This window comes from Shewanella sp. 6_MG-2023, from assembly GCF_030547195.1.
In the GTDB taxonomy this organism is placed as follows: Bacteria; Pseudomonadota; Gammaproteobacteria; order Enterobacterales; family Shewanellaceae; genus Shewanella.
Genome location: NZ_JAUOQU010000003.1, coordinates 158,410 through 182,212, shown reverse-complemented (window position 1 = coordinate 182,212; position 23,803 = coordinate 158,410). Strand labels below are relative to the sequence as shown.

The 23,803-nt window shown below is 42.6% G+C and carries 18 protein-coding genes and 1 pseudogene; 9 read left to right on the top strand and 10 right to left on the bottom strand.

What is annotated here, in order from left to right; genetic code table 11:
• Position 1: 1 nt before the first annotated feature.
• A complete protein-coding gene (gene lysS, locus Q4533_RS03095) occupies positions 2-1,504 on the top strand; it encodes a lysine--tRNA ligase (protein ID WP_102435746.1) in 1,503 nt (500 codons plus the stop codon).
• An 834-nt stretch (positions 1,505-2,338) separates the two neighbouring features.
• Here the strand turns inward: lysS and Q4533_RS03090 are convergent.
• The 3 genes from Q4533_RS03090 to Q4533_RS03080 form a co-directional block, all read right to left on the bottom strand.
• Positions 2,339-2,812, bottom strand: a complete 474-nt coding sequence (locus tag Q4533_RS03090) for a hypothetical protein (RefSeq protein ID WP_303501826.1) — start codon at positions 2,810-2,812, stop codon at positions 2,339-2,341.
• Complete coding sequence (locus tag Q4533_RS03085; protein WP_303501824.1) at positions 2,802-3,725, bottom strand: hypothetical protein; 924 nt, start codon at positions 3,723-3,725, stop codon at positions 2,802-2,804. Before Q4533_RS03085 ends, Q4533_RS03090 begins: the two co-directional genes overlap by 11 nt.
• A 258-nt stretch (positions 3,726-3,983) precedes the next feature.
• A complete protein-coding gene (locus Q4533_RS03080) occupies positions 3,984-5,045 on the bottom strand; it encodes a sorbosone dehydrogenase family protein (RefSeq protein WP_303501874.1) in 1,062 nt (353 codons plus the stop codon).
• A 346-nt stretch (positions 5,046-5,391) separates the two neighbouring features.
• Here Q4533_RS03080 and pyrC point away from each other — a divergent pair, with 346 nt between their 5' ends.
• Positions 5,392-6,429, top strand: coding sequence for a dihydroorotase (gene pyrC, locus Q4533_RS03075; protein WP_303501822.1), 1,038 nt, complete (start codon positions 5,392-5,394; stop codon positions 6,427-6,429).
• Between the two features lie 66 nt (positions 6,430-6,495).
• Here the strand turns inward: pyrC and Q4533_RS03070 are convergent, their stop codons facing one another.
• The 3 genes from Q4533_RS03070 to rluF form a co-directional block, all read right to left on the bottom strand.
• A complete protein-coding gene (locus tag Q4533_RS03070; RefSeq protein ID WP_303501820.1) occupies positions 6,496-8,331 on the bottom strand; it encodes a hypothetical protein in 1,836 nt (611 codons plus the stop codon).
• Between the two features lie 403 nt (positions 8,332-8,734).
• Positions 8,735-10,966 carry a putative Ig domain-containing protein gene (locus Q4533_RS03065; protein ID WP_303413374.1) on the bottom strand — a complete coding sequence of 744 codons (2,232 nt, stop codon included), beginning with the start codon at positions 10,964-10,966 and terminating at the stop codon, positions 8,735-8,737.
• 575 nt (positions 10,967-11,541) lie between these two features.
• Positions 11,542-12,486, bottom strand: coding sequence for a 23S rRNA pseudouridine(2604) synthase RluF (gene rluF, locus Q4533_RS03060; protein WP_303413376.1), 945 nt, complete (start codon positions 12,484-12,486; stop codon positions 11,542-11,544).
• 146 nt (positions 12,487-12,632) lie between these two features.
• On the opposite strand from rluF, the gene Q4533_RS03055 reads away from it, so the two are divergent.
• Together Q4533_RS03055 and Q4533_RS03050 are read left to right on the top strand one after the other, a co-directional pair.
• Positions 12,633-13,103 carry a GNAT family N-acetyltransferase gene (locus Q4533_RS03055; RefSeq protein WP_102475929.1) on the top strand — a complete coding sequence of 157 codons (471 nt, stop codon included), beginning with the start codon at positions 12,633-12,635 and terminating at the stop codon, positions 13,101-13,103.
• 195 nt (positions 13,104-13,298) lie between these two features.
• Entirely contained in the window at positions 13,299-13,733 is a 435-nt protein-coding gene (locus Q4533_RS03050; RefSeq protein WP_241901105.1) for a hypothetical protein, read from the top strand.
• Between the two features lie 98 nt (positions 13,734-13,831).
• On the opposite strand, the gene Q4533_RS03045 is transcribed toward Q4533_RS03050, so the two are convergent.
• Positions 13,832-14,374: a DUF4287 domain-containing protein gene (locus Q4533_RS03045; RefSeq protein WP_303501817.1), complete on the bottom strand. Its 543-nt coding sequence runs from the start codon at positions 14,372-14,374 to the stop codon at positions 13,832-13,834.
• A 257-nt stretch (positions 14,375-14,631) separates the two neighbouring features.
• On the opposite strand from Q4533_RS03045, the gene Q4533_RS03040 reads away from it, so the two are divergent.
• Both Q4533_RS03040 and Q4533_RS03035 read left to right on the top strand, forming a co-directional pair.
• Positions 14,632-14,775, top strand: coding sequence for a hypothetical protein (locus Q4533_RS03040; RefSeq protein ID WP_157936457.1), 144 nt, complete (start codon positions 14,632-14,634; stop codon positions 14,773-14,775).
• 124 nt (positions 14,776-14,899) lie between these two features.
• Positions 14,900-15,909 (top strand): annotated as a pseudogene (locus Q4533_RS03035) (DUF4382 domain-containing protein).
• A gap of 468 nt (positions 15,910-16,377) precedes the next feature.
• On the opposite strand, the gene Q4533_RS03025 reads toward Q4533_RS03035, so the two are convergent.
• The 3 genes from Q4533_RS03025 to Q4533_RS03015 form a co-directional block, all read right to left on the bottom strand.
• The gene (locus tag Q4533_RS03025; RefSeq protein ID WP_303501815.1) at positions 16,378-17,139 is read right to left on the bottom strand and encodes a hypothetical protein; all 762 of its coding nucleotides are present in this window, start codon (positions 17,137-17,139) and stop codon (positions 16,378-16,380) included.
• Positions 17,140-17,273: 134 nt separating this feature from the next.
• Positions 17,274-19,184 carry an alkaline phosphatase gene (locus Q4533_RS03020; protein ID WP_102531093.1) on the bottom strand — a complete coding sequence of 637 codons (1,911 nt, stop codon included), beginning with the start codon at positions 19,182-19,184 and terminating at the stop codon, positions 17,274-17,276.
• A gap of 12 nt (positions 19,185-19,196) precedes the next feature.
• Complete coding sequence (locus Q4533_RS03015; protein WP_303501811.1) at positions 19,197-20,780, bottom strand: alkaline phosphatase; 1,584 nt, start codon at positions 20,778-20,780, stop codon at positions 19,197-19,199.
• A 278-nt stretch (positions 20,781-21,058) separates the two neighbouring features.
• Here Q4533_RS03015 and Q4533_RS03010 point away from each other — a divergent pair, with 278 nt between their 5' ends.
• The 3 genes from Q4533_RS03010 to Q4533_RS03000 all read left to right on the top strand — a co-directional run bounded on the left by Q4533_RS03010 (position 21,059) and on the right by Q4533_RS03000 (position 23,684).
• Complete coding sequence (locus tag Q4533_RS03010) at positions 21,059-22,291, top strand: DEAD/DEAH box helicase (protein ID WP_303501808.1); 1,233 nt, start codon at positions 21,059-21,061, stop codon at positions 22,289-22,291.
• A gap of 47 nt (positions 22,292-22,338) precedes the next feature.
• Complete coding sequence (locus tag Q4533_RS03005) at positions 22,339-22,722, top strand: VOC family protein (RefSeq protein ID WP_102475934.1); 384 nt, start codon at positions 22,339-22,341, stop codon at positions 22,720-22,722.
• A gap of 128 nt (positions 22,723-22,850) precedes the next feature.
• Positions 22,851-23,684, top strand: a complete 834-nt coding sequence (locus Q4533_RS03000) for an ion transporter (protein WP_303501805.1) — start codon at positions 22,851-22,853, stop codon at positions 23,682-23,684.
• The last annotated feature ends 119 nt before the right edge of the window (positions 23,685-23,803 follow it).

The following is a 23,803-nucleotide window of genomic DNA, read 5'->3' as shown; positions in this document are numbered from 1 at the left end:
GATGACTGAACAAACCCAAGACGAAAACAAGTTAATTGCAGAACGTCGCGCGAAACTAGATCACATCCGCGAAAACTGCCCTGCAAATGGTCACCCAAATAACTTCGATCGCAAACACAAAGCTGCCGATATTCAAGCTGAATATGGTCACTTCACTAAAGAAGAGCTTGAAGGCATGGACGTTAACCGTTCAATTGCTGGGCGTATTATGGCTAAACGTGGCCCATTCTTGGTAATCCAAGATGTATCTGGTCGCATTCAAGCCTACGCGGGTAAAGATGTTCAAAAAGATCTTAAAGCCACATTCCAAGGTTTAGACATTGGTGACATCATCGGTGTGACCGGTAAGTTACACCTTTCTGGTAAAGGCGATTTATATGTGAACATGGAGCAGTACCAATTGCTCACTAAAGCATTGCGTCCACTGCCTGAAAAGTTCCACGGTTTATCAGACCAAGAAACGCGTTACCGTCAACGTTACGTTGACTTAATCGTTAACGAAGAGTCACGTAATGCATTTATTATGCGTTCTAAAGTGGTTTCAGCTATCCGTAACTTCATGATCAAAAAAGAGTTCATGGAAGTTGAAACCCCAATGATGCACAGCATTCCTGGTGGCGCTAGCGCGCGTCCTTTTGAAACGCACCACAATGCACTTGATATGGCGATGTACTTGCGTATCGCACCAGAGCTATACCTTAAGCGTCTAGTGGTTGGTGGTTTTGAGCGAGTATTTGAAGTTAACCGTAACTTCCGTAACGAAGGCTTATCGCCTCGTCATAACCCAGAATTCACTATGATGGAATTCTATATGGCGTACGCTGATTACAAAGATCTAATGGATCTTACTGAAGAAATGCTAAGTTCGATCGCTACTGAGCTTTGTGGTTCTACCAAGCTACCATACGGTGAGCATACTGTTGATTTTGGTGGCCCATATGCACGTTTAAGCATGTTAGACGCTATCAAAAAATACAACCCTGACAACGCAACCATTCAGTCTATGACTTACGAAGAAGTTAAAGACGTTGAGTTCATGCGTGACTTGGCTAAGAGCCTTGGCATGACAATCGAGAAGTTCTGGACTTGTGGTCAACTACTTGAAGAAATCTTTGGTGAAACCGCTGAGCCTCAGTTAATGCAACCTACGTTCATTACTGGTTACCCAGCTGACATTTCACCACTTGCACGTCGTAACGACGACAACCATTTCATCACCGACCGTTTCGAGTTCTTCATTGGCGGCCGTGAAGTGGCGAATGGTTTCTCTGAGCTTAACGATGCACAAGATCAAGACAATCGCTTTAAAGCACAAGTTGATGCTAAAGATGCCGGTGACGATGAAGCGATGTTCTACGATGCCGATTATATTCGCGCACTAGAGCACGGTTTACCACCAACTGCAGGTCAAGGTATTGGTATCGATCGTTTAGTGATGTTATTCACTAACACACACACTATTCGTGACGTGATCTTGTTCCCAGCGATGCGCCCACAAGGGTAATTGTTGGTTAAGCCGTTGGCTTAATAATCACTATTAAAAAACCAGTCTACTTGGAAAAGTGGCTGGTTTTTTTGTGGGTGACTTTGCTAGGTTTTATCAATAAAAGTCATTTTATTAGGTTAGTTAATAAGTAGATCAAAGTCGTGGCGCTTCGCCCACACCCGACGAAAGGGAAACAACAGCATTTCCCTTCTCGACATCCCTTGCCGCTCCGACGAAGTGTTGACCCTCATGCTATAGAGCGAATTTGCTATCGCCTCAGATTCGCCATCCCTGGCTCAACTGAGGCTATGTCGGCGTCCTGCCTCCATCACGCAAATTAGCTCAACGCATTCGGACACTTCCAACGGAGATTATTGTGCCTGCAGGTTCGTTTGGCTTAACTAGGTTAAAATTAGAAACAATATAGCTTTTGGTGCTTTTGGTGTTTTTGCTCTTATCTGAATGTTCAATTTGAATTGAGGTAAGCAAAAAAATTACGTGAGTCCAGACATGGATGTCTGGCTAGCTTTCGAGGGGAAGGGACGCCCCATCGAATGCGTTAGTGATTTTTGAAGATTACCGAAGCAGCCTACAAACGAAGTTAAAAGCTGGATGATTCTCCGTTGGAAATTTTGCTGTTTAAATTTCGCCGGAGCGGCGAGGGTGATGCAAGAGGGAGTTGCCGTCCACTCCCTTTTGCTCGGGTGTGGGTGGAAAACCCACGACGTTAATCCAAACGAAGTTTGGAAATGTGATTGCTACCCTTTGGCAAATTAAGGCTCAATTCATGACATTAATTCAAACGGAGTTTGAAAATACCAACAAGCCGCCCATCATTGGAAGCTTCAGTAATCAGCTAACCCTTTTTTCCATTTGTAACCTAAACGCTTCAGGGTCTTTGTGTAATGCTTCAAAATAAGCTAGATATGCTTTGTACTTAGTGGTATTTATTAGCCAAAATGCAGTAGCGGGCAGAGCAATAAAGCTTAGATATAACCACCTAAGCTCATGATCAAAAAATAATAAGCCAAATAAAAAGCATGCCAAGATAATGTATATAATTGCCTTATTAGCTTTAGCTGCTTTCGGGTATCCCCGTGTAATTATGATATTAGTAAAGGTAATACTCAGGCTTAAAATGACCTCAATGGGTATAAGAATCCCCCAAAGTTTTTCTGGAGTAAAGTCTCCGAACAAGTATTCAAGTGAAAAAACAAATATAGCTGCTGCAATACCAGCTCCAATCATCATTAACATGATGACTGTAATTCCTACAGCAAAAATCCACAGGGAAAAATCATGCTCTTCAAAAAAGTTACCGTTCATCGGGACCTAGCTCCTCATATATTCCGATAGCTAAATTCTTTATTGATCCATTTAGAGAACTTCCCGTAAAACTCAAACTTGCTCCAATTGCATCTTTAAGGTTAAGTGAAACTGCATTGATTAAAGCCTGACTACTATACCGTTTAGTTAATTGACCGGAGTTTGTCAGTGACTTCATTACTTGAGCACTAATACCGGGTTGGTTTAACCGCTGAATTTCCATTGTTAAACGCTTTCTTTCAGGCCTGCTTAATCCTTTTAAAATTTCCGTTAAAGATTTAGGCGTTGTGAGTTTGAGTGTTTTTACCATTTTTATTGTGGTAGCACCTGCGGCGGCTGCACCGCCGAGTGAGATAATATCCAATGCAGTATTTGCTGAGTTATACCATTGTTGACCGTCTAACCAATTTAAATTGTCAGGTGAATTTATTTCCATGGCAGATCTAGCTACCCCATTTAGACATTGGAGTCCAGAAGCTGTAGCTGCAGCATAACCAAGATAGGTCACCGCAGAACTTGTTCCACCTGTAATTGGAATTGCAGCAGTAGAACCAATGATAACAACCCAGCTTAATACAGCTGCTCCACAACTTAACCCTGTATTAAGTAACTCCCCTGAAAGCTTACTTTCTCTATGTGAATTTTTCAGTTGACTTGCATAATCAGCAGAATAATCTTTGGGTGGCTCACGTAAAATTAATCGGATAGGGTATTTACGGCAAATTGGAACGAAAGGGCGTAATGTCACAATAGTAAATTCATTGTCTATAAACACCACTGCTGCCCCTGTTGTATTCGGGTCAGCATCAAGTGCTTTAAATATCTTGTTGGTATCTAGAGATAACTGCAGACGTGTTTTTAGGTTTTGTTCTTTTTGCTCGTATAAAGGTGAGCGAAATAAAGCATTAGTCATCATCATTCCTTTGATTATTTCCGAACCATCCATTGGTTAGAGACAGATAATATACGCGTGTATTGTTAGGATGTGTAGAGGTAACATACATATTATTGCTGTTAACTGGGTTTATCTAACTGCATCAGAAGGGCTGTCAATGGAAACTAAACCACCGACGGGCTGATACTCTTGCACAATAGGTAAGCTAACTAGCAATGGCCTTTGCTGTAATTGCCATTAGTTTAATATGTTTTATTCGCTATTTATGGATACACGTTATTCACCAGAATAACTAATCCGATAAACCGCATTAGCGGCATCATCAGAAACCAGTAGCGAACCATCTGCCATGGTGAGCACCGCTACGGGTCTGCCCCAACTTTGTTCACCTTGCAGCCAGCCTGTGGCAAACGGTTGGTAATCACTTACTTTATTGCCGTCCAAGGTCACTTGCATGATGCGATAGCCGACCTTGCTGCTGCGATTCCATGAACCATGTTGGGCGATAAAAATATTCCCTTTATAGCTTTCAGGAAACTGCTCGCCTTGGTAAAACTCCATGCCTAATGCTGCCACATGGGCGCCGAGGTTTAACACGGGTGGGGTATTTAACTTGGCTAATTCGTTATTAGAAAATTCAGGATCGGCGATGTCAGCGTTATGCACATAAGGGAAACCAAAGTGTTGGCCAACTTGGGTGACATGATTAAGCTCGTCATCAGGTAAATCATCGCCCATCATGTCGCGGCCATTATCGGTAAACCATAACTCACCGGTTTCAGGGTGAAAGTCAAAACCGACACTGTTACGCACACCTTTGGCGACGATAGTGGTTTGTTTAGTCTCTACATCGAGCTTTAAAATCGATGCAAAAGGCAGTTCGCTTTCGCAGACATTACAGGGCGCACCCACTGGGATATATAATTTGCCATCTGGGCCAAATTTGATGAACTTCCAGCCGTGATGCGCTTTATTGGGCAACTTATCGTAAACCAGCTCAGGTTTTGGCACATTAGGTAAGTGTTTTTCGATATCACTATAGCGCCAGATTTTATCCACTTCAGCCACATACAAACTGCCATCATGAAAAGCGATGCCTGATGGCATAAATAAGTCCTTGGCTAATACAATTTGTTTGTCAGCTTTCATGTCATTATTGCTATCAATTAGCGCATAGAGGTTGCCCGCGCGGCGGCTACCGACAAACAAGGTGCCGTTATCGCCTAACGCCATTTGACGGGCGTTTTCGACATTATCGGCATACACCTCGATAGTAAAATTGGGTGGTAGCTTAATCTTTTCTATCGGCAGCGCATTTACGCTAAGGGATACCAGCATCGCTGATGATATGGCCGTAGTGTGTTTTAGCTGCTGCCCTAAGAATAGGGGAATGGATTTGATCACAAACATGTCCTTGTTAGTTTTTTATTGATTATGCCGTGGCGACTAATGCTGAGTGGTTATCATACTTGCTAATGCACTTGAGTTGAAACGACAGCTTAACCTCAGTTGGATGTGCTGCTTGTTGGGGCTATTTCCCCGTTTTGCGCGGCAATTTATCATTGTAATTGCCGCTATATTTTTTGCTGTAGCAAAGTCAGCGTTTAAGTTTAGCACCTATCAAAAAAAGCCCTTTTCAGGCACAATAGCGCCAAATTATTGCTATTGATATTAAGGGCTCACAATGACGCAACTGACAATTACTACGCCGGACGATTGGCACTTACATTTCCGTGATGGAGATATGCTAGCTGAAACCGTACCTGCCACTGCGCGTTTATTCCAACGTGCGATTGTGATGCCTAACCTAGTACCGCCTGTTACCGATGCAGCTATGGTGTCAGCTTACCGTGATCGCATTTTAGCGGCGCGTCCTGCTGGTAGCAGTTTTGAGCCGTTAATGACTTTGTTTTTAACCAATAACACCAGCGCTCAAGACATTATTGATGCCAAAGCGGCGGGCGTTGTGGCAGCAAAATTATATCCAGCTGGCGCAACCACTAATTCTGATGCTGCAGTAAAAGCATTAGATGCATTATTTCCTATCTTTGAAGTGATGGCCGAACAAGGCATGTTATTGCTAGTTCATGGTGAAGTGACTGAATCGCACATTGATATTTTTGATCGCGAAAAAATCTTTATCGATCGCTATATGGCGCGCATTGTTGAAGCCATGCCAAATCTTAAAGTGGTGTTTGAGCATATTACCACTAAAGATGCGGCTGAGTTTGTGGCATCAGCCCCAAACAATATTGCCGCAACCATTACCCCGCAGCATTTATTGCTAAACCGTAATGACTTATTAGTTGGCGGCGTACGCCCACATAACTTCTGCTTACCAGTACTTAAGCGCAATATTCATCAGCAAGCATTGCAAGCGGCTGTTGCAACGGGTTCAAGTAAGTTCTTTTTAGGCACAGATTCTGCGCCCCATGAAAAGCACCGTAAAGAGTCAGCTTGCGGTTGTGCGGGTTGTTACAGCGCATGGTCTGCATTAGAGCTATACGCTCAAGTGTTTGATGACTTAGGTGCGTTAGATAAGTTAGAAGGTTTTGCCAGCTTACATGGTGCCGACTTTTATGGCTTGCCGCGCAATACTGGTACAGTGACATTAGTGAAAGAACAGTGGGTTGTTCCTGAGCAAATTATCTTGCCAAATCAGAATCCAATCGTGCCATTCTTTGCCGGCGAAACGGTTAACTGGAAAGTGAAAACCGCTTAATGCTTTTTTTCTTTTTCAATAAAAAAAACCAGCAGAAATGCTGGTTTTTTTATGTCACATATTATTTTATAGGTCAGTTAAATGTTGCAGCAGTCGATCTGTGAAACTACTACTGTTTTCAAATGTGATTGATAGTCCTGAATCAGTCACATTCTCAGGAGTGGCTGACATGATTTCAACTTCATTCAATGTGTTGCTGTCTAGCAAGTAGTGGCTAGTAAATGTGTACATTTCTTGTTCTGAGACCACCGTTTTTTGCTCAAGTGATATTAAATCGGCGCCGTTTGGTGCTTCTGATTTAGTCCATTGGTACTCTTCGCTAATATTTCCTGCACCATCATGAATAGCAATAGTCTGCTCATCTTCATCTATGAGGGTGTAATCTGGATAATCACTTTCAAAGAAGGTTTCGGCTATGTTTGTAGTTGTGAGTTGTTGTGGAGATGAGCTTTCAGGTAACTCATAAGATTCACCGCCATCTTGATTTCGGCACATGACATCAGCTTGCAGCGACATCTGCATTTTATAAACTGCACTTGGCCATTCAACATCATCTAAGTTTAATAAACTAGGGCTCGCAGCTAATAGGGTTTGCCACTTGGTGTCTTCAGTTAAGAGTTTTTCAAAGTTAATTGTTAAAGCTACTTCAGTGCCTTCGTAGTAGGTGTGGTAATTATTACCTTCAACATAGGGTTCTGGAGGGGTGTAGTTGTCCGGTACTTCACTTGCTGATAACCAAGTTTGAGTTGTTGAGTTCCAGCATTCTGTTGCTTGACCATCTTCATCGGTATCAGGATTAAATCGAAAAAGAACGCCATTGCCATAGACCCCAATTAGATTTTTATGGGTATCTTCGTGAAGTAGAGTAAATACGAAATCATCATTGATTACGGGAGTGACGACAAAGGTATTAACAAATCCTGACTCATTAATAATGTTGTTAAAAATAACAGCCCAATCAGCTTGAGATAACAAGCTACTATCAATAGGGGCTTCAACATAGCCTAATGCAATTAGTGAGTTATTAATATTTGTACGTGCGGCGTCAGAATCAAGGCTAATAAATTCATCTAAAGATAAGTTACTATTTCTCCATAGTGTTGTGACTGCTTCAATCGTATTAGCTAAGACTTTTTCATTTACGAGAATATCTGTCACTTGGCCTGAAATTAATCGCTCAATGTAGGGTAAAAATGCTTCAACTACTAAGATGCGTTCGGATATTGAAGTTGCAGCATCAATATTAAAAACAGTGTCTACATCTTGTTGGTACAAGGTGGCAAGTAAGCTTTTTAATTCTCGTGTTAACGTACTCACTTCTTGTTGGGATAACTGTGCTTTAATCATTGCTAAAATTCGAGTTAACTCGGTATGAGTGGCACTGTTTATCGCTCCATTATGCTCTGAAGTCGCGAGCAGTTGTCCTTCACCTTGTGAATTAACCACAGTGTTTATTGCTAGAGGTGGTTGCTGCTCTGTTATCGCTAATGGATCAACGTTAGCTAAAGCTGTTGCTGAAGATGCGGCGGTCCAGTTAGCGAGTAAGTAGTAATTTGGTGTTTCAACTTCGCTGGTCCAATCTATTTGGTAGTTACCATCAGTGTCTGTTGTCGAGGTAGGTTCGCCGCTATCGCAACTTAAGTTTTGATTTAAATCAACACAAACATTAGCACCAACAAGCGCTCCTTGATAAACCGCTAATCCAGATACTTGGTGATCGTATTCTGTCGCTGCTGGCGGTGTTGTCGTCTCAGGTGGTGTAGTGGTAGCTGGAGGGGTTGTGGTTTCCGGAGGTGTAATTTCTTCGCTCTTATCGCTGTCTGAAGAACCACCACAACCAGTTAAAATTAATGTAAGTGCTGACGCAACAATTGTTTTGCGCCAATGACGATTAAAATCCATTTAAAAACTCCATATCCATTTGTGACTATCTTTTTTGATAGCTTGTAGTGATCGCTTGTTGTAATCATTGCAGGTGTTTGTTCAATCTGATTGCGAGTGCAACCTGCTAGATTAACTCGCATTGAGATCATGGCGGTTATTATTTTTTTTACAATTATCCAAAGGGGTGTATTTAGGCTTTACCCCATCCTTTTTGATGTGTTTTAAGCGTGTTTATCAGCTAACGTTTTACAGAGAAAGATGTTAATTAAAAATCCAATAGTCATCATTATTGACAGGCCAGATGTTGGTATTACTTAAATTAACTTAGCAATTTAGAAGCACATTGCAAAAACCTAGTGATACCGAATAAAAAAGGCATTGAGTGAATACTCAATGCCTTTTATTTTAAACGCTAATAGAATTATTGATTTTCTTCAGCGTAGTACTTGCTGTTAATTAAGCCTTTAACAATAGAGTTAAACTTCTTCATTGGCATAAGTGAGTTGGTACGCAGTGCTGAGCTCTGAGCTGCTGCTTCAACTTCTTCTGGAATTTCAATAGAAGGTGAATCAACCCATTCGTTATGCGCCGTCAGTACCAGTTCACCATCAGTCATTTTTTCAATACTGGCTACATGCCACCATCGGGTAATATTTTCAGTTGGCGGTGTGAATAAATGTTGCTCATTCTCAAAGATAACTTCTACTCGAGTGCTGGCAGGATCGATTTCAGGGCTACCAGAAAAATTGTACACATAATAATCGTAGGTGCCTTCTACAGGGAATTCTGGAATAGAGATAACTTCAGGGCCAAAACTAGTTACATCATCAACGTCTAAGTCGATGATAGTTTCTTCGATTACTACGCTCGGATTGTAGAAATAGACATGATTTTGATTGCCATCGACATCAGTTATATAAAGGTGAGAATCTAAATCCCGTGGCGCCTCGCCCCAGTTTAAGGTTATTTTAGTTAACGCCTCTGATAACACTAGACATGAAGCTAATGTTAAATCCGAATCGGTAGAGTCGATAATTGAAGTGCGACTTTGAAACCCAATGGTAGCGCCAAGTAGGATAGTTGAATTCATTCTAACCGGTAGGCTAAATGTTCCGTCATCTTCAGAATAAGTCAGTGAACGACCTAAATAATCACGACCATCAGATATAACTCTGGCACCAGCTAATCGATTTCCTTCGGCATCTTCAACACAACCATTTATCATGACGGTTTCATAGATTCTATCGGCATTCCAGGTGGTAAAGTGGCTAACATTTCCAGCGTAGTATTGTGCACCATTGTCGGTGATGAGCGTAGCTTCACCTTCTTCAATCCATAAGCCTGATACTTCATCAAAATAGTAAAGCGGGATAGTCGCTGGAGGATTAAATCCTACAACAGGGATCTGAATTTCAGCGGTTTTTCCCTCAGCCAACTGTAATGGATTACCTGATTCATCTTCGAAGCTAACAGTAATTGCACCAAATGATTCAATTGGTGCAATTTCACCCGTTTCTGTGGTTGTTAACATATCGCCAGGCATCATTTCAATATCAATGGCGGGGTTGATGACGGTAAGCTCTGCAACAACCGCAGTTGCCGCTAGGTTTCCATCGGCATCCACTAAGCTGTTTTCAGGCAAACTTACTAATAAACTACCTTCAACAGTTAATTCAGTTGCTTGCGTGACGTCAAAGTTAACGGTTGTGTGTACAGGCTGCAGTAATAAATTATGAACTTGAGCAACTTCATTATTTGAAATGCTCAACGCCGCCTCTGAATAACCTGTCGCATCAGCGGTAAAGGTCATTCGTTCAGTTAGCTGAGTATCTTGTACGCTCGCAGAGAAAGCGCCAGATTCATTAGACTCGATACTTTGGATGATTTCATTACCATTTGAAACAGCAATTTGGCTATTTGAAATAGCTTCACCGTTGAAATAGTTAATTGTCATACCATTTAAAGTGATAAAAAACTGCTCTTCAAGTGTAAAGTTAACGATAGCTGGCGCAGCGCTATCTTCACCGCCGTCAGCAATTTGTATCGAAATATCAGTTTTGGTGGTTTCGGTGACAGTAGAGTCGTAGCTGATTAAGCCTGATGCAGAAATCGATAATTCAGCTGGACCGGTAATCATTTCAAAGCTAATGTCATTCTCAATATCGACATCATCAACGTCAGTGACAATAAGTTGATAAGAGAATGCTGAGCCGGCAATGACTGTTTGCTCGTCCACAGATGTAACTGTAGGAGCATCATTAACTGGTGTGACAATAATTTCAAAACTTTGCCCTGAAGCTACAGCATTATCCTCGCCACCATCAGTCACAATTACAGACATTAGCCCGGAGGTTAATATGCCTTCAGTCGGAGTCCAAGTAATAAGTCCTGTGTCAGAGACATTCATACCTTCTGGAGGGTTGGTTAATGAAAAGCCTAAATCAGTGCCGTTATTAGCATCATCAGGATCTGTTACAGTAACTTGGTAACGATATTCAGTATCTTCTGTCGCAGTGATTAGCGCACTTGATGAAATAGAAGGTGCAACATTCTTCTGTGTTGCTTCATCTGAATCAGAAGAACCACAACCCGTTAAAGCTATTGTAAGTGCAGACGCAATAATTGTTTTGCACCAATTACGATTTAAATCCATTTAAAAACTCCATATCCATGTATTAACTATCTGTAGTGATAGCTTGATGATTTTCACTTTATTGCGAGCTTAAATAGGCTAAATAAACTCGCGTTGCGATCATGGCGGTTATTATTATTTTTGACAATTATCACAAAGGGTGTGCTTGGCTTATCTACACATACTTTAGGATGTGGTATGAGTTTGTTCTCGTTCGATAGGGGCTGCTTTATTAGCGTTAGAGAGCATCTAAGCTAGAAAAATAAATTATCGGTTAGGAAGGATTTTACTTTGATGAGTGTGGGTTTAAATTAAGTGACTTTTAGTCATTTACCATTAAATTTTGCAGCAACCTGATTAAATTACCTTGGGTGTTTCATAGTTATTGGTATTTTTTGTTTTATTATTGCGCTAGTACAACCATCTCTAGGCTTGTTTCAGAGTTGCTATATCTACCAGCGAATGTATTGCTACGGTTAGCTTGCAGCTGAGCTGCAAACAATAAAAAGCGCCAATATTCTTATATTGGCGCTTTTTATTTCTAGTGCGAGAGTTAAAACGAGTAAGGCGAATGACGCAATTTCAACTCGGCTTAATTAACGCGCGCGATTTGGCTTACGACCGCCGCTTGGCTTACCTTTGCCGCCTTTACCTGCTCCCTTAGCTTGACCTTTAGTTTGGCCTTTACCGCCACCTTTTGCTTGGCCTTTATGCTTGGTGCTGCGGTTGTGCTGCATAAAGTGCTCTGGGCCTTCAATTTTTTCACGAGCTACGGTTTTAACTTTAGGCTGAGACTTTTTCTTTGGGGCTTTTTTGTCTTCTGATGATGAGTCTTTAATCATCTCAAACAATACATCTAGCTCTTGCTTATCTAAATCACGCCATTCACCGATTGGCAGACCTTTGAGGCTGACGTTCATGATTTGTTGGCGTTCAAGCTTGGTGACTTCAAAGCCAAAATGTTCACACATTCTACGAATTTGGCGATTAAGACCTTGAACTAATACGATTTTAAAAGCGTACGGTGATACTTGTTCAACTTTACACTTTTTCGTGACTACCCCTAATATCGGTACCCCAGCGCCCATGCCTTTGATAAAGCTATCGGTAATGGGTTTATTCACCGTGACCACGTATTCTTTATCGTGGTTATTACCCGCGCGGAGGATTTTATTAACTAAGTCACCATTATTGGTTAAAAAGATTAAACCTTGGGAGTCTTTATCTAAACGACCAATAGGGAATATGCGGGTTGAGTGATTGACGAAATCGACGATGTTATCGCGTTCGGTGCCTTCGGTGGTACTGACAATGCCCACGGGTTTATTAAGGGCGATAAAGACTAAATCTTCAGCATCTCTTGGCTCAATATCTTGACCGTTTACTTTTACTTTATCACCAAAGCTAACTTGGTCACCGACCTGTGCACGCTTACCGTTAATAAACACGTTGCCTTGCTCAATAAAACGGTCGGCATCACGTCTTGAACATATGCCACTTTCACTGATGTATTTATTAAGGCGCATTGATGAATCGGTCACTATGGTTTTCCTGTGAGTAGAGATTAATCTGAAGAAAGGTTAGGTTTAAGCCAGACAGTTTATCAATTTTTGGCAATTTTGCATAAGCATACTGATAAAAGAGCGCGTCGAAATGCAATTAATGGAATGAAAGATGAGAGGGAAGCATGCACTTACAGCTTAGGAATGTATTAGCCACCGATTTAGAACATTTATATCAGTTTCAAGCCGATCCACAGGCTAATGAGATGGCCGATTTTCCGGCGAGAGACCGTAATGCCTTTTTTGAACATTGGCAGAGCAATATTTTGAGTCATGCTGATATAACAGCCAAAGCGATAATTGTTGATAACGATATCGTTGGCAGTGTGGTTTTATGGCAAAGTGAGCAGCAATGGCTATTGGGATATTGGCTTGGGAGAGACTATTGGGGTCAGGGCATCGGTACTAATGCCTTAAGAGTCTTTTTAGCGGAGCAAACTCAAAGGCCAATATTTGCCGAAGTGACCCAAGATAATTTGGGTTCTATTAAAGTGCTTATCAGCAATGGCTTTATTCATGATGCTCAGCTTGATGATGGTCAAACTAATAAAAGCACTGACAATGAGCGAGCCTTATTGCTGTTTCGCCTTGGCTAATAATTAAGTATTAATCCAAGCATTGATTATCCAAGATCACATTGAGGGTTAACAGATAGGGCTAATATGGAGGTCTTTACAACAACCTTGGCGGTGAATAAACGCTGTTGTGAACCGCTAATAGCAGCCCTTAATCGCCGTGGCTAAATCAGTCAGGTGATTTACCTGACTCATTCAAATAGTATGGAGGTCATTATGATTTCTAACCCTTCTTTAGTCACCCGCACCGCCGTGGGCAAGCTTATCGGTTTAGCCTTTGGGGTATTGTGCTTTTGGATAGTGCCATGGCTTGCCCCAGAAACCAGTTTATTGTTTTTGTGGGGATTACTGCTGTGGTATATCACTTTTGGCGCCATTATTGGGCTTGCTGGGGTATTTGATTATCATCCGGTGTTAAAAATAGCCATGCCTTGGTGGCTAACCGCAACCATAATGGGCGGCTGGATGAATCTGGTGTTTACCTTTGTGGCCTATGATCAAATCCAAGCCTTAATGGTGGCTATATTTGGTCTTGGCGGTGCATTGCAATCGCCATTTTGGTTTGTTGCCGATGGATTAATCGCGGGTTGGATTATTGGCTATTTTGCTACCAAGTTTGGTGGTTATGGACCAAGTACGGCGGGAAGGTAATGAAAGGCTTTTATCGAGCTTAATGGGTTGGTTTGGCTGCCTAACTGAAATTCTTAACTCATGAATTCAGTTTAAGCAGCTAACCTGTATCACTGCTATTAAACAGATTGATCGTATGCTAAAAGCAACCATTGCTTTACTTCATCATTCACATCCGCAATATCTTTTAATTGTATGCGATGGCTACACATTGCACCAAAAGGCCCAGAATCTTCAAGGCAACCTTGAGGTTGTGTGTCTTTGATTTTTAACCCTAGGTCGATACGGGTTTTGGTCGCAGGTTTAATCAGGGCAAATTGTTTTTTCCTAATGATACTCACTGTCGCTTTTTTAGGGGTTATCACTACGTCTTGGCCAAAGCCGCTCACAATAGCAATAAGCACATCATAGATTGGCGTCAGGGCTTCTTTGCCTTGATATTGTTGAGTGACTAACTCATCAGCTGATTCGTCTTTTTGTTTTGATAAGGTGACGATGGTATTGGCAAACCCATGGCTAACATCATGTTCAGCTTTCAAATATTTTACTGCCATTCCATGCTTTTCAATGTTCAGCTTTGCAAGTATATCGAGCCACTCTGGTAATGACTTGCCTGTTTTTTCTGGCATATTAGCAATCATGGTTTGCAGTGCTTTATCCATTTCGGTCTCCAATCGATGGCAAACATCGTTTATGTTTGTACTTATTAAAGGTAGTCATTTGAAACCAATAATGCACTGGTTTTATTTCAATCTTCATAAGCAAGTGTATGGGAGTTATCTACAAATATTGAAAATGAATATTTAGGTAATATCCACGGTTTAAAATAAAGTTAGGCGGTTAGACACATTATCATCATGCCAGATGAGCTTGTAAGGAATAAACTGAAGTCGATATCACTCTTGCTTGCGGATTTACTATGAACCACTTCGCCATATTCGGTCTGGGCGGTGCATTGCAATCGCCATTTTGGTTTGTTGCCGATGGATTAATCGCGGGTTGGATTATTGGCTATTTTGCTACCAAGTTTGGTGGTTATGGACCAAGCACGGCAGGACATTAACATTGTCATGACCTAAGTGTTATTTGGGCGTAGGTATTGATACGACTGTGCTTTCGTCGAGCTGTGCTGTGACTTGCTATGCTACACTTCAACCTTAGGTTGTAATGATAAAGGTCGATAACCAATGAAACTTTCAAAAATAGCATTTCTTATCGCAACGGCTGGATTATTAACGGCCTGTGGCGGAAGCGATAATGATGACTCTACTCCTGTCATTGAAACTGGCACCTTTAATTTAGGGGTATCAGATAACCCTGCTGATGCAGAAAAAGTCACCATCGCATTTAAGCAGGTGGTGTTAAAAAAACTGATGCTGGCAGTATCTCATTTGACGTGTCAGAAGACGGCGAATTAAAGCAAGTCGATTTACTCGAATTTCAAGGCTCAGACGTTGAAACCTTAGTCAGCGGCCAAGAGGTTACTGTCGGTGAGTACCAAATGTGTATTTACATGGAAAACAGTGAAGTGGCCAATGAAGAAAGCTCCTATGTACAAACGATGGACGAAACCATTGCAGGGTTAACCACTAACAGCAATGGCAGTTGTGGCGGGGTTGGTGCAGATGATGACAATACTGGACGTTTATTCTTTAATAAAGCATTCACCATAGCAGCGGGTAACAATAGTTTTGTGGCTGAGTTTAATTTACAAAAAGGCTTACAAGGGCCAAAAGGTAATAAAGACTACTGGACCTTAAAGCCAACATCAGTGCAATTGGTAAATAGTGCAGAGGTTGGCGCCATTAATGGTAGTGTCTCTACTGAGGTGATTGAGCAATGTGAAATGGCAGCTGGGGGCTCAGAGTTTAGCTCCGCAGTGTATTTATACCCTGAAGCCACAGCCCTTGAAAATATGGATGATTTTCGTGATAGCGAAAGTCAGTTCATCATGGTGGCGCCTATTGCAGCAGCCAGAGTTAATCCTGTTTTGGATGCAAACGATGATGTTGTAATTTATGACTATGAGTTTGGTTTTGTGGTCGCCAATAACTACAGCTTAGGTTATACCTGCGTTGCGCAAAATGATGACCCTGAATTGCCAAATACCCCAGAAGATGATCCGGCTTTTTTCCTCCATGCCGATGAGCAAGAGGTTATTGTGATTAATGGTGAAACCACAGAGCGTAGCTTTTAATTTTAACGGCTATTTTTAACAGCTATTTTAACAGCTAACGTTAAGTTATTAATTCGTTCAAATGCGAATAAACTGAAAGTTGCCGAGTATTCTCTAGGGTCTGTTGATCTTTGCTGGTGGCATTTTGTTCGAGATAAAAACGAATTAAGCGCGGCGAGTGGAGTGCAGCCTAGCAATCTAAGCGCTCTTTGTTTGCAAAAAATTCACTCAACAAAGCGTAATTCGTTTTTAGCCGAATCCTTCGGACAGCGTTTGTTGGCCATTTTTACTTCGTTATCGGCTTATTATGTAGAATAACTACACTGCAAAGCCTCTGTCTTGTATAAATGGCCAACAATTCGCTGCAAAAACAACCGTGAAAGATCAACAGACCCTAGGCACACAGTAACCAATACTGTGTAGCTTAATCAGAAAGTCGGCATTTTTATTGGATTACTTCTACTGCCCTCAATGCTCAATGCTCAATGCTTAATGAGCATGCCCATTACCTGCAAGCGCTTTGCCTTCGGTGTCATAAAACCCAGATGCGCCGTGCTCAACAAACCCCAAAGTTACCATGTTCGTTAAAAACTCATCGCTATGATCGTCGCCAATATCGGCATAATCGGTCATTTTGTAATGATTAAGCTGTTTGAAAAAAGCAGCGACTTTATCTGCATCATGGCTGAGTTCAGTGAGTTGCCATTGCTCATGTGTTTGATGTTGTCCTTGGCCTTTTGTCCAACTAAAGCGGCTGATAAGTTGTAGTTCAGGTAACCAAACTAGCTCAATTTTACTGTTTGCAGAGGTTTGAGTGAGCACTTGCTGACGCTCACAGCCTTTGCCTGTTTCGGTGCTAAGTGTTAACTGTGAAATAAGCTTGTCAGAGATAAATTGATAACGATATGACCAGTCGTGTTCAGACTTGCCGTGAACCACTTCGCCTGGTTGGTATTCAATACCGCGTTGATAGCCATCAAAAAAACGGGTGGGTTTGATTTGCTTATTATTGAGCAAAAACCATGATTCAGTGATATCAGTTTGCGGGTATTGATGCGCCACGGTATTGCCTTGGCGCCATAAATTAAGGCAGCTTTTATTCTGGTGTTGGCTGACTGGACTATCAGTGGAGGTGAGTTGATAACTTGCCTGTAAGCTTGACGAGGATAAGTCGCATTGGGCGTAACTTGCAGCGGATAAAGTGATAAGCAGACTTGAAAACATGATTGATAAAGGCAGAGGTAACTTCACGGGAACTCCTATGACATTGCTGATAGTGATGCATGTCGATATAAAAAGGTTAAGGCTAAAATAATCAATTAAACCAAGGCTGCAATTAGGTTGCAGCCTTGGCTTTTAGGCTCGTTCGCTTGTAAGCGAACGGTTTAGTTCGCTATTGCTGCGTTCGCTTTGTTGGTTAAGTCGGCGGCAAAGTCCATGATGTGATAAATCACACTCTGTTCATTGGTGCCGTTAACTAACATTGCCCCTGGGCCGTAAGCATAAATACCGACATCTTCACCCGCATGGGTTTCAGAGCTAGTCGGCACTAAAGACTCCTGGTGAAAACCTGTTGAAGCAGTGTCGATATCGGTTAGGTCAAAACGACCTGCAGTAATATCTTCACCGTATCCAGCATCGGCATCGGTTTCAGTGCCGAGGTTTTTATAGCCGCGACCATTGGTGTAACCCAGTGTGGTGTATGGCATGCCATCTGCCGCAGTTGATGGTTCTTCGCTACCAATGCCAACCACTTTACCTAAGATTGGATTACCGCGTTTAGGGTAACCAGCAATGGTAAATACGTGGCCATGATCGGCGGTGACAATGATTAACGTATCTGACATATCGGTCATTTCAACGGCTTTGGCAATCGCATCAGAAAATGCAATTGTGTCCGTTAGGGCGTTGTATGCACTGCCTGCGTGATGGCCGTGGTCGATACGACCTGACTCAACGGTTAAGAAGAAACCTTCATCATTGTTATCAAGGATATCAATGGCTTTAGCGGTCATTTCTGCAACCGATGGCTCGCCCGCAACATCATTAGCGCGGTCAGCTTCATACTGCATATGAGACTCGTTAAATAAGCCCATTACACGAGTCGTGCTAGCGGCATCAATGGCATCAAAACCTGCTTGATCCATCACATAAACACCGTCTGCATAAGTGGCTTGCCATTCTGCAGTTAAGTCACGACCATCGGTGCGGTCACCTTCAATTGAACTGACGGCATCTGCTGAGTTATAAGCAGCATCTTTAGGTAAAAAGTGACGACGACCGCCGCCCATTACCACGTCGATACCATCAACATCAATACCGCTAATACGCGCTTCTAGGTTGGCTTCGAAGTTGACTAATTGGTCAGCAATATCTTTACAACCACCGGATACCGCATCTTCTGGCATGTCGGAAATATCTTCCCAGTTGCGATCAGCTGACTTTGCGTAGGTCGCCGCTGGCGTTGCATGAGTAATACGCGCCGTTGAGATAACCCCTGTAGATTTACCCGCGATCTCAGCCAGTTCTAATGCGGTAATTAACTCTGTGCCCGCAACAGTGCTACAGTCGCCGCGCTCAACATGTTCATCAACACCTAAGACACCAGCGTCAGATTTAACGCCGCTCATCATTGCAGTCATAGTGCCTGCTGAGTCAGGGGTTTGTGCATCAACGTTGTAGGTTTTAGCTAAGCCTGCAAATGGGAAGGTATCGAATGAAAGGTTATGCTCTTCACCGTTTTTACCTTGCATTTGGCCTTCTAAAATACGCGCTGCTGTCACCGTTGAAATGCCCATGCCGTCACCGACAAATAAAATCACGTTTTTAGCACTGCCACGTAATTCGTTTAAGGCGCTAGCATTAGTTGCCGCAACAGATGGTACTGATGTTTTAGCGCTGCTCGTTGTAGCCATACTTGGCGTTGTGGCAGCAAGCCAATTTTGGCGTGCTGCGGTGATTTCTTGCTGACCTGCTACAAACCAATCGTTGTTAACGCTGGTTAATATGTCGCTGGTGCTAACGGTTGAATTACCAGGAGCACAGACGTATTCAGTGGCTGTGACTTCAGTGCTTTGCAATTCACCATCGCTGTCGGTATCAATACCTGAGTCAATTTGCACGCCGCTGTTAGGACAGTTTGCATCGCCAATAGCTAAAGCTGTTTGCACGATAAGGCTCGTTGAACCATTTGAACCGTTCGAACCATCGGCACCGTTTGAACCATCATCACCGTCTGAACAAGCAGATAGACCCATTACAGCAAGGGCGACTAGGGATAGATTTAAGTTTTTCATGTTCATTCCTGCTTATTGCTGAATTAAGTCGAGAGATTGCTCAATAAGGTGAAATACCACGCTTTGCTCAACAACGCCTTGTACCAGTTGTGCGCCTGGACCTTGTGCATGCAAAGTGATGTCTTCACCTGAGTGGGTTTCTGAGCTCATTGGAATTAAGGCTTCCTGGTGGAAACCAGAAGTCGTTGTATCAATATTGGTTAAGTCTTGACGACCCGCGTTAACGTCTTCGCCGTAACCTGCGTCAGCATCGGTTTCATCACCTAAATCGTGGAAGCCATTACCGTTGGTGTAACCTAAAGTGGTGTAAGGTAGGCCATCAGATGCTGTTGAAGGTTCAGTGCTACCGATACCAACAACTTTACCTAAGATAGGGTTGCCGCGTTTTGGGTAACCGGCAATGGTGAACACGTGACCGTGGTCAGCGGTAACCAGAATCAGTGTTTCGCTTGGGTCGGTTTTTGCGACCGCTTCTTTAACGGCATCAGACAATGCAATGGCATCGGTTAACGCGTTATAAGCGCTACCTGCGTGATGACCGTGGTCAATACGGCCTGATTCCACCATTAAGAAGAAACCGTTATCGTTATTATCTAGGATATCGATAGCTTTGCCGGTCATTTGTGCAATTGAAGGCTCACCTGCAACATCATTGTCACGGTCAGCTTCATACTGCATATGAGATTCGTTAAATAACCCCATCAGCTGCTTGGTGTTTTCGGTATCAATGGCATCAAATCCTGCTTGATCCATTACATAAACACCTTCGCTGTATTTTGCTTGCCACTCAGCGGTTAAATCTCGTGAATCTGTGCGATCGCCTTCAATCTCACTCACGGCATCGGCGCTGTTAAAGCTGGCATCTTTTGGTAAAAAATGACGACGACCGCCGCCCATAACCACGTCGATACCATCAATATCAACACCTTTAAAACGGGCTTCGACATTGGCTTCAAAATTCACTAGTTGATCGGCAATATCTTTACAGCCGCCAGTTACCGCATCTTCTGGCATGTCAGAGATATCTTCCCAGTTGCGGTCGGCAGATTTTGCATAGGTTGCAGCGGGTGTCGCGTGGGTAATGCGCGCAGTTGAGACAATACCCGTTGCTAAACCTTTAATTTCAGCAAGCTCAAGCGCTGTGACTACTTCGTTACCAGCAACGGTTGAGCAGTCGCCGCGCACGATGTCTTCATCAACACCTAATACACCAGCATCACTTTTAAGACCCGACATCATTGCTGTCATGGTGCCTGCAGAATCTGGGGTTTGCGCATCAACGTTGTAGGTTTTGACTAAAGCAGTGTGGGGGAATGTTTCAAAGCTTAAGTAGCCTTCTTCACCAGGGTTTCCTGCCAATTGCCCTTGAAGAATGCGTGATGCCGTTAGGGTAGAAACGCCCATGCCATCACCGACAAAAATGATCACGTTTTTAGCTTTGAATTGATTATTGGTATTCAGTTTTGCATCGATTGCGCTTTGTGCATCAGTAAACCAAGCATTTTCAGTTTGGTATGTCGGTAGCACTTCAGCATTTAGGGCACTTGAAATGACTAAAGCAAGCACACCATATGATGCTTTCCAGGTCTTATTCATTATGTTGTCTATCCTATTGACGAGTTGGGTGGGGAAGGCTGCAATTCGTGGCTCAACCCTTGGAAACTTGAAAAGCATAGAGCGGTTATATGAACAAGGCCTTACGCAAAGTTGATGCTTTTGTGAATGAAATGTTTCGCTTTTGTGTCTCGGCAGTTGTATGCACTAATTAATAGCCTACAAATGACATCATCAAGCTGATGGTAATGACAAAACTCTTCCTATTGAGAAAATAACCAGCATGGTAAACTTTGGGGTATCTGTTTTTAGGAGTGTTTATGTCTTTTTCTTCGTTATCGCTGCAAGCTGAGTTAGTTGAGCATTTAGCCCGTTTAGGTTACGAGCAACCTACACCGATCCAGCAACAAGCAATTCCAGTGGTGCTTGCCGGAAAAGACGTATTAGCTGGGGCGCAAACGGGTACGGGTAAAACCGCAGCCTTTGCATTGCCGATAATACAAAAACTCGTTAATACATCGCCTTGTGAGCATCAAGAACGCACTCGCGCGTTAATATTGGTGCCAACACGTGAGTTGGCCCAACAAGTAAACCAAAGCATTCAAACCTATGCCGAGCACACTCAAATTAGCTCGCTAATGGTGTATGGCGGCGTGAGTATTAAAGCGCAGGCTGATGCAATTAAAGCGGGGGCAGATATTATTGTTGCTACGCCGGGCAGGTTATTAGATCACTTACGTAATCGAGTGATGACATTATCAAACGTCAGCCAGTTGGTATTTGATGAAGCCGACCGCATGTTAGACATGGGCTTTAGAGATGAAATCATCGAGGTATTAAAGCGCCTGCCAAAAGAGCGCCAAACCTTATTGTTTTCAGCAACGTTAGATGAGCGTATTTTTAAGTTCAGTAAGCGACTGCTGCAATCGCCTCAAGTGATTGAAACCAGCGAGCGCAATACGACAGCAGCCAAAATTGTTGAGCGGGTGTATAACCTTGATGCGAATAAAAAAATGCCCGCATTGTGTCACTTGATTAACAAAGAAAGTTGGCAACAAGCGTTAATCTTTAGCCGCACCAAGCAAGGGGCGGATAAAGCAGCTGCGCAAATGAAACAAGCGGGGGTTAATGCTGTGGCATTTCATGCAGATCTTTCGCAAACAATGCGTGAGAGCGTGTTAGCGCAGTTTAAATCGGGTGACATTAAAGCGCTGGTGGCCACCGATGTTGCTGCCAGAGGGCTAGATATTAATGAGCTAAACTATGTGGTGAACATTGAGCTGCCGTTTCAAAACGAAGACTACATTCACCGCATTGGTCGTACAGGCCGCGCTGGTAAAGAAGGCCAAGCAATAACGTTGCTCAGCGTTGATGACGAACCACAATTAATAAAGCTAGAAGCCTTTTTAGATAGACGTTTACCACAGCAATGGCTGCAAGGGTTTGAGCCCGATTTAACCCAAGTTGCCCCCGTGACCCGTAAAACGAAAAAGGGATCCCTTAAGCAACAAGCCCGCCAAAAAGCCTTAGCGCAGTCTAAAAAAGGCCGTTAAGCTGACTTACAGCAGTTGCTAATATCACTAACTGAATAGGAAAGGCTATGTTTAAAGGTATTCATCATGTGGCGATCATTTGTGAAGATTATCCGCGCTCAAAACACTTCTACACTGAAGTTTTAGGCTTTAAGGTGTTGGCAGAAAACTACCGTGAAGATCGCCAATCTTACAAGCTTGATTTACAGCTGGCAGATGGCAGTCAGATTGAGCTGTTTTCTATTCCAAACTCGCCTATACGCCCCAGTTATCCTGAGGCTCAAGGACTGCGTCATTTAGCCTTTAAGGTCACCGATATTGATGCGGTCGTGGCGCATTTAACCTCACACAATGTCGATGTCGAGCCTATTCGAATCGATGAATACACTGGCAAGAAGTTCACTTTCTTTAGCGATCCTGATGATTTACCGCTAGAGATTTATCAAGGCTAGTTGCCAACCTAAGTATTTTATTAACTGTAACATTAGTGATAGCTGAAGCTTTTAATTCTAATTTAAGCATGGTTCAGTAGGCTCTGCTGTCCTCAAAAGTGCGCCTCATTTGGAGAAAACCATTCATTATGCAAGCAACAGGTATGCTCTCAGTACTAAAAAAAATTGACCAAAGCAAAACCTTCCAGGGATTTGTTATTTTTGTGATTATTGTGTCGGCATTATCTATTGGTGCTCACACCTATCATTTGCCTACTTGGCTTGAAAACAGCTTATATGTGTTGGATATTGCCATTACAGTGTTCTTTTTGTTTGAGCTCATTATTCGCTACATGGCCAGTGATGGTATTAAGTCCTTCTTCTCCAAGGGCTGGAATATCTTCGACACCATTATTGTGATTGGCAGTTTAGTACCATTGGGTGGCTCCACCATATTACTGGCGCGACTATTACGTATTTTCAGGGTGTTACGACTGGTGTCTATGGTGCCAGAGCTGAGAATGTTGATTAATGCGCTGCTTAAAGCCATTCCACGCATGGGTTATATTGCATTATTAATGTTTGTAATCTTCTATATTTATGGCGCGATTGGTAGCATGTTTTTTGCCCATGTGAATGACTTTTTATGGGGCGATGTGTCTATTGCGATGCTGACATTGTTCCGTATTTCTACGTTCGAGTCATGGACCTCGATCATGTACGAAACCATGGCAGTGTATCCACTAAGTTGGCTGTATTACTTGACGTTTATTTTCTTAACGACTTTTGTGTTTTTAAACATGATGGTGGGCGCAGTGCTAGATGTGATGGGTGAAGAAACTAAAATAATGCGTGAAGAGCAAGAGGTCAACGATGATAAAAACGTTGAGTCAAAAACAGCGGCAACCGCGGAAGATATTCAGCAGCTGCACGATAAGATAGATAAGTTAACCGCGCTGCTGCAAGCTAAAACGAATACTTAAAACTACAACCAAGGCTTAAGCAGTAATCTAAGCCAAGCTTATGGATAGCCCCTTAAAACAGGCAAGCATTTATGCTTGCCTGTTTTGTTAGCAGCGATAACTGACATTAACCCCCTATT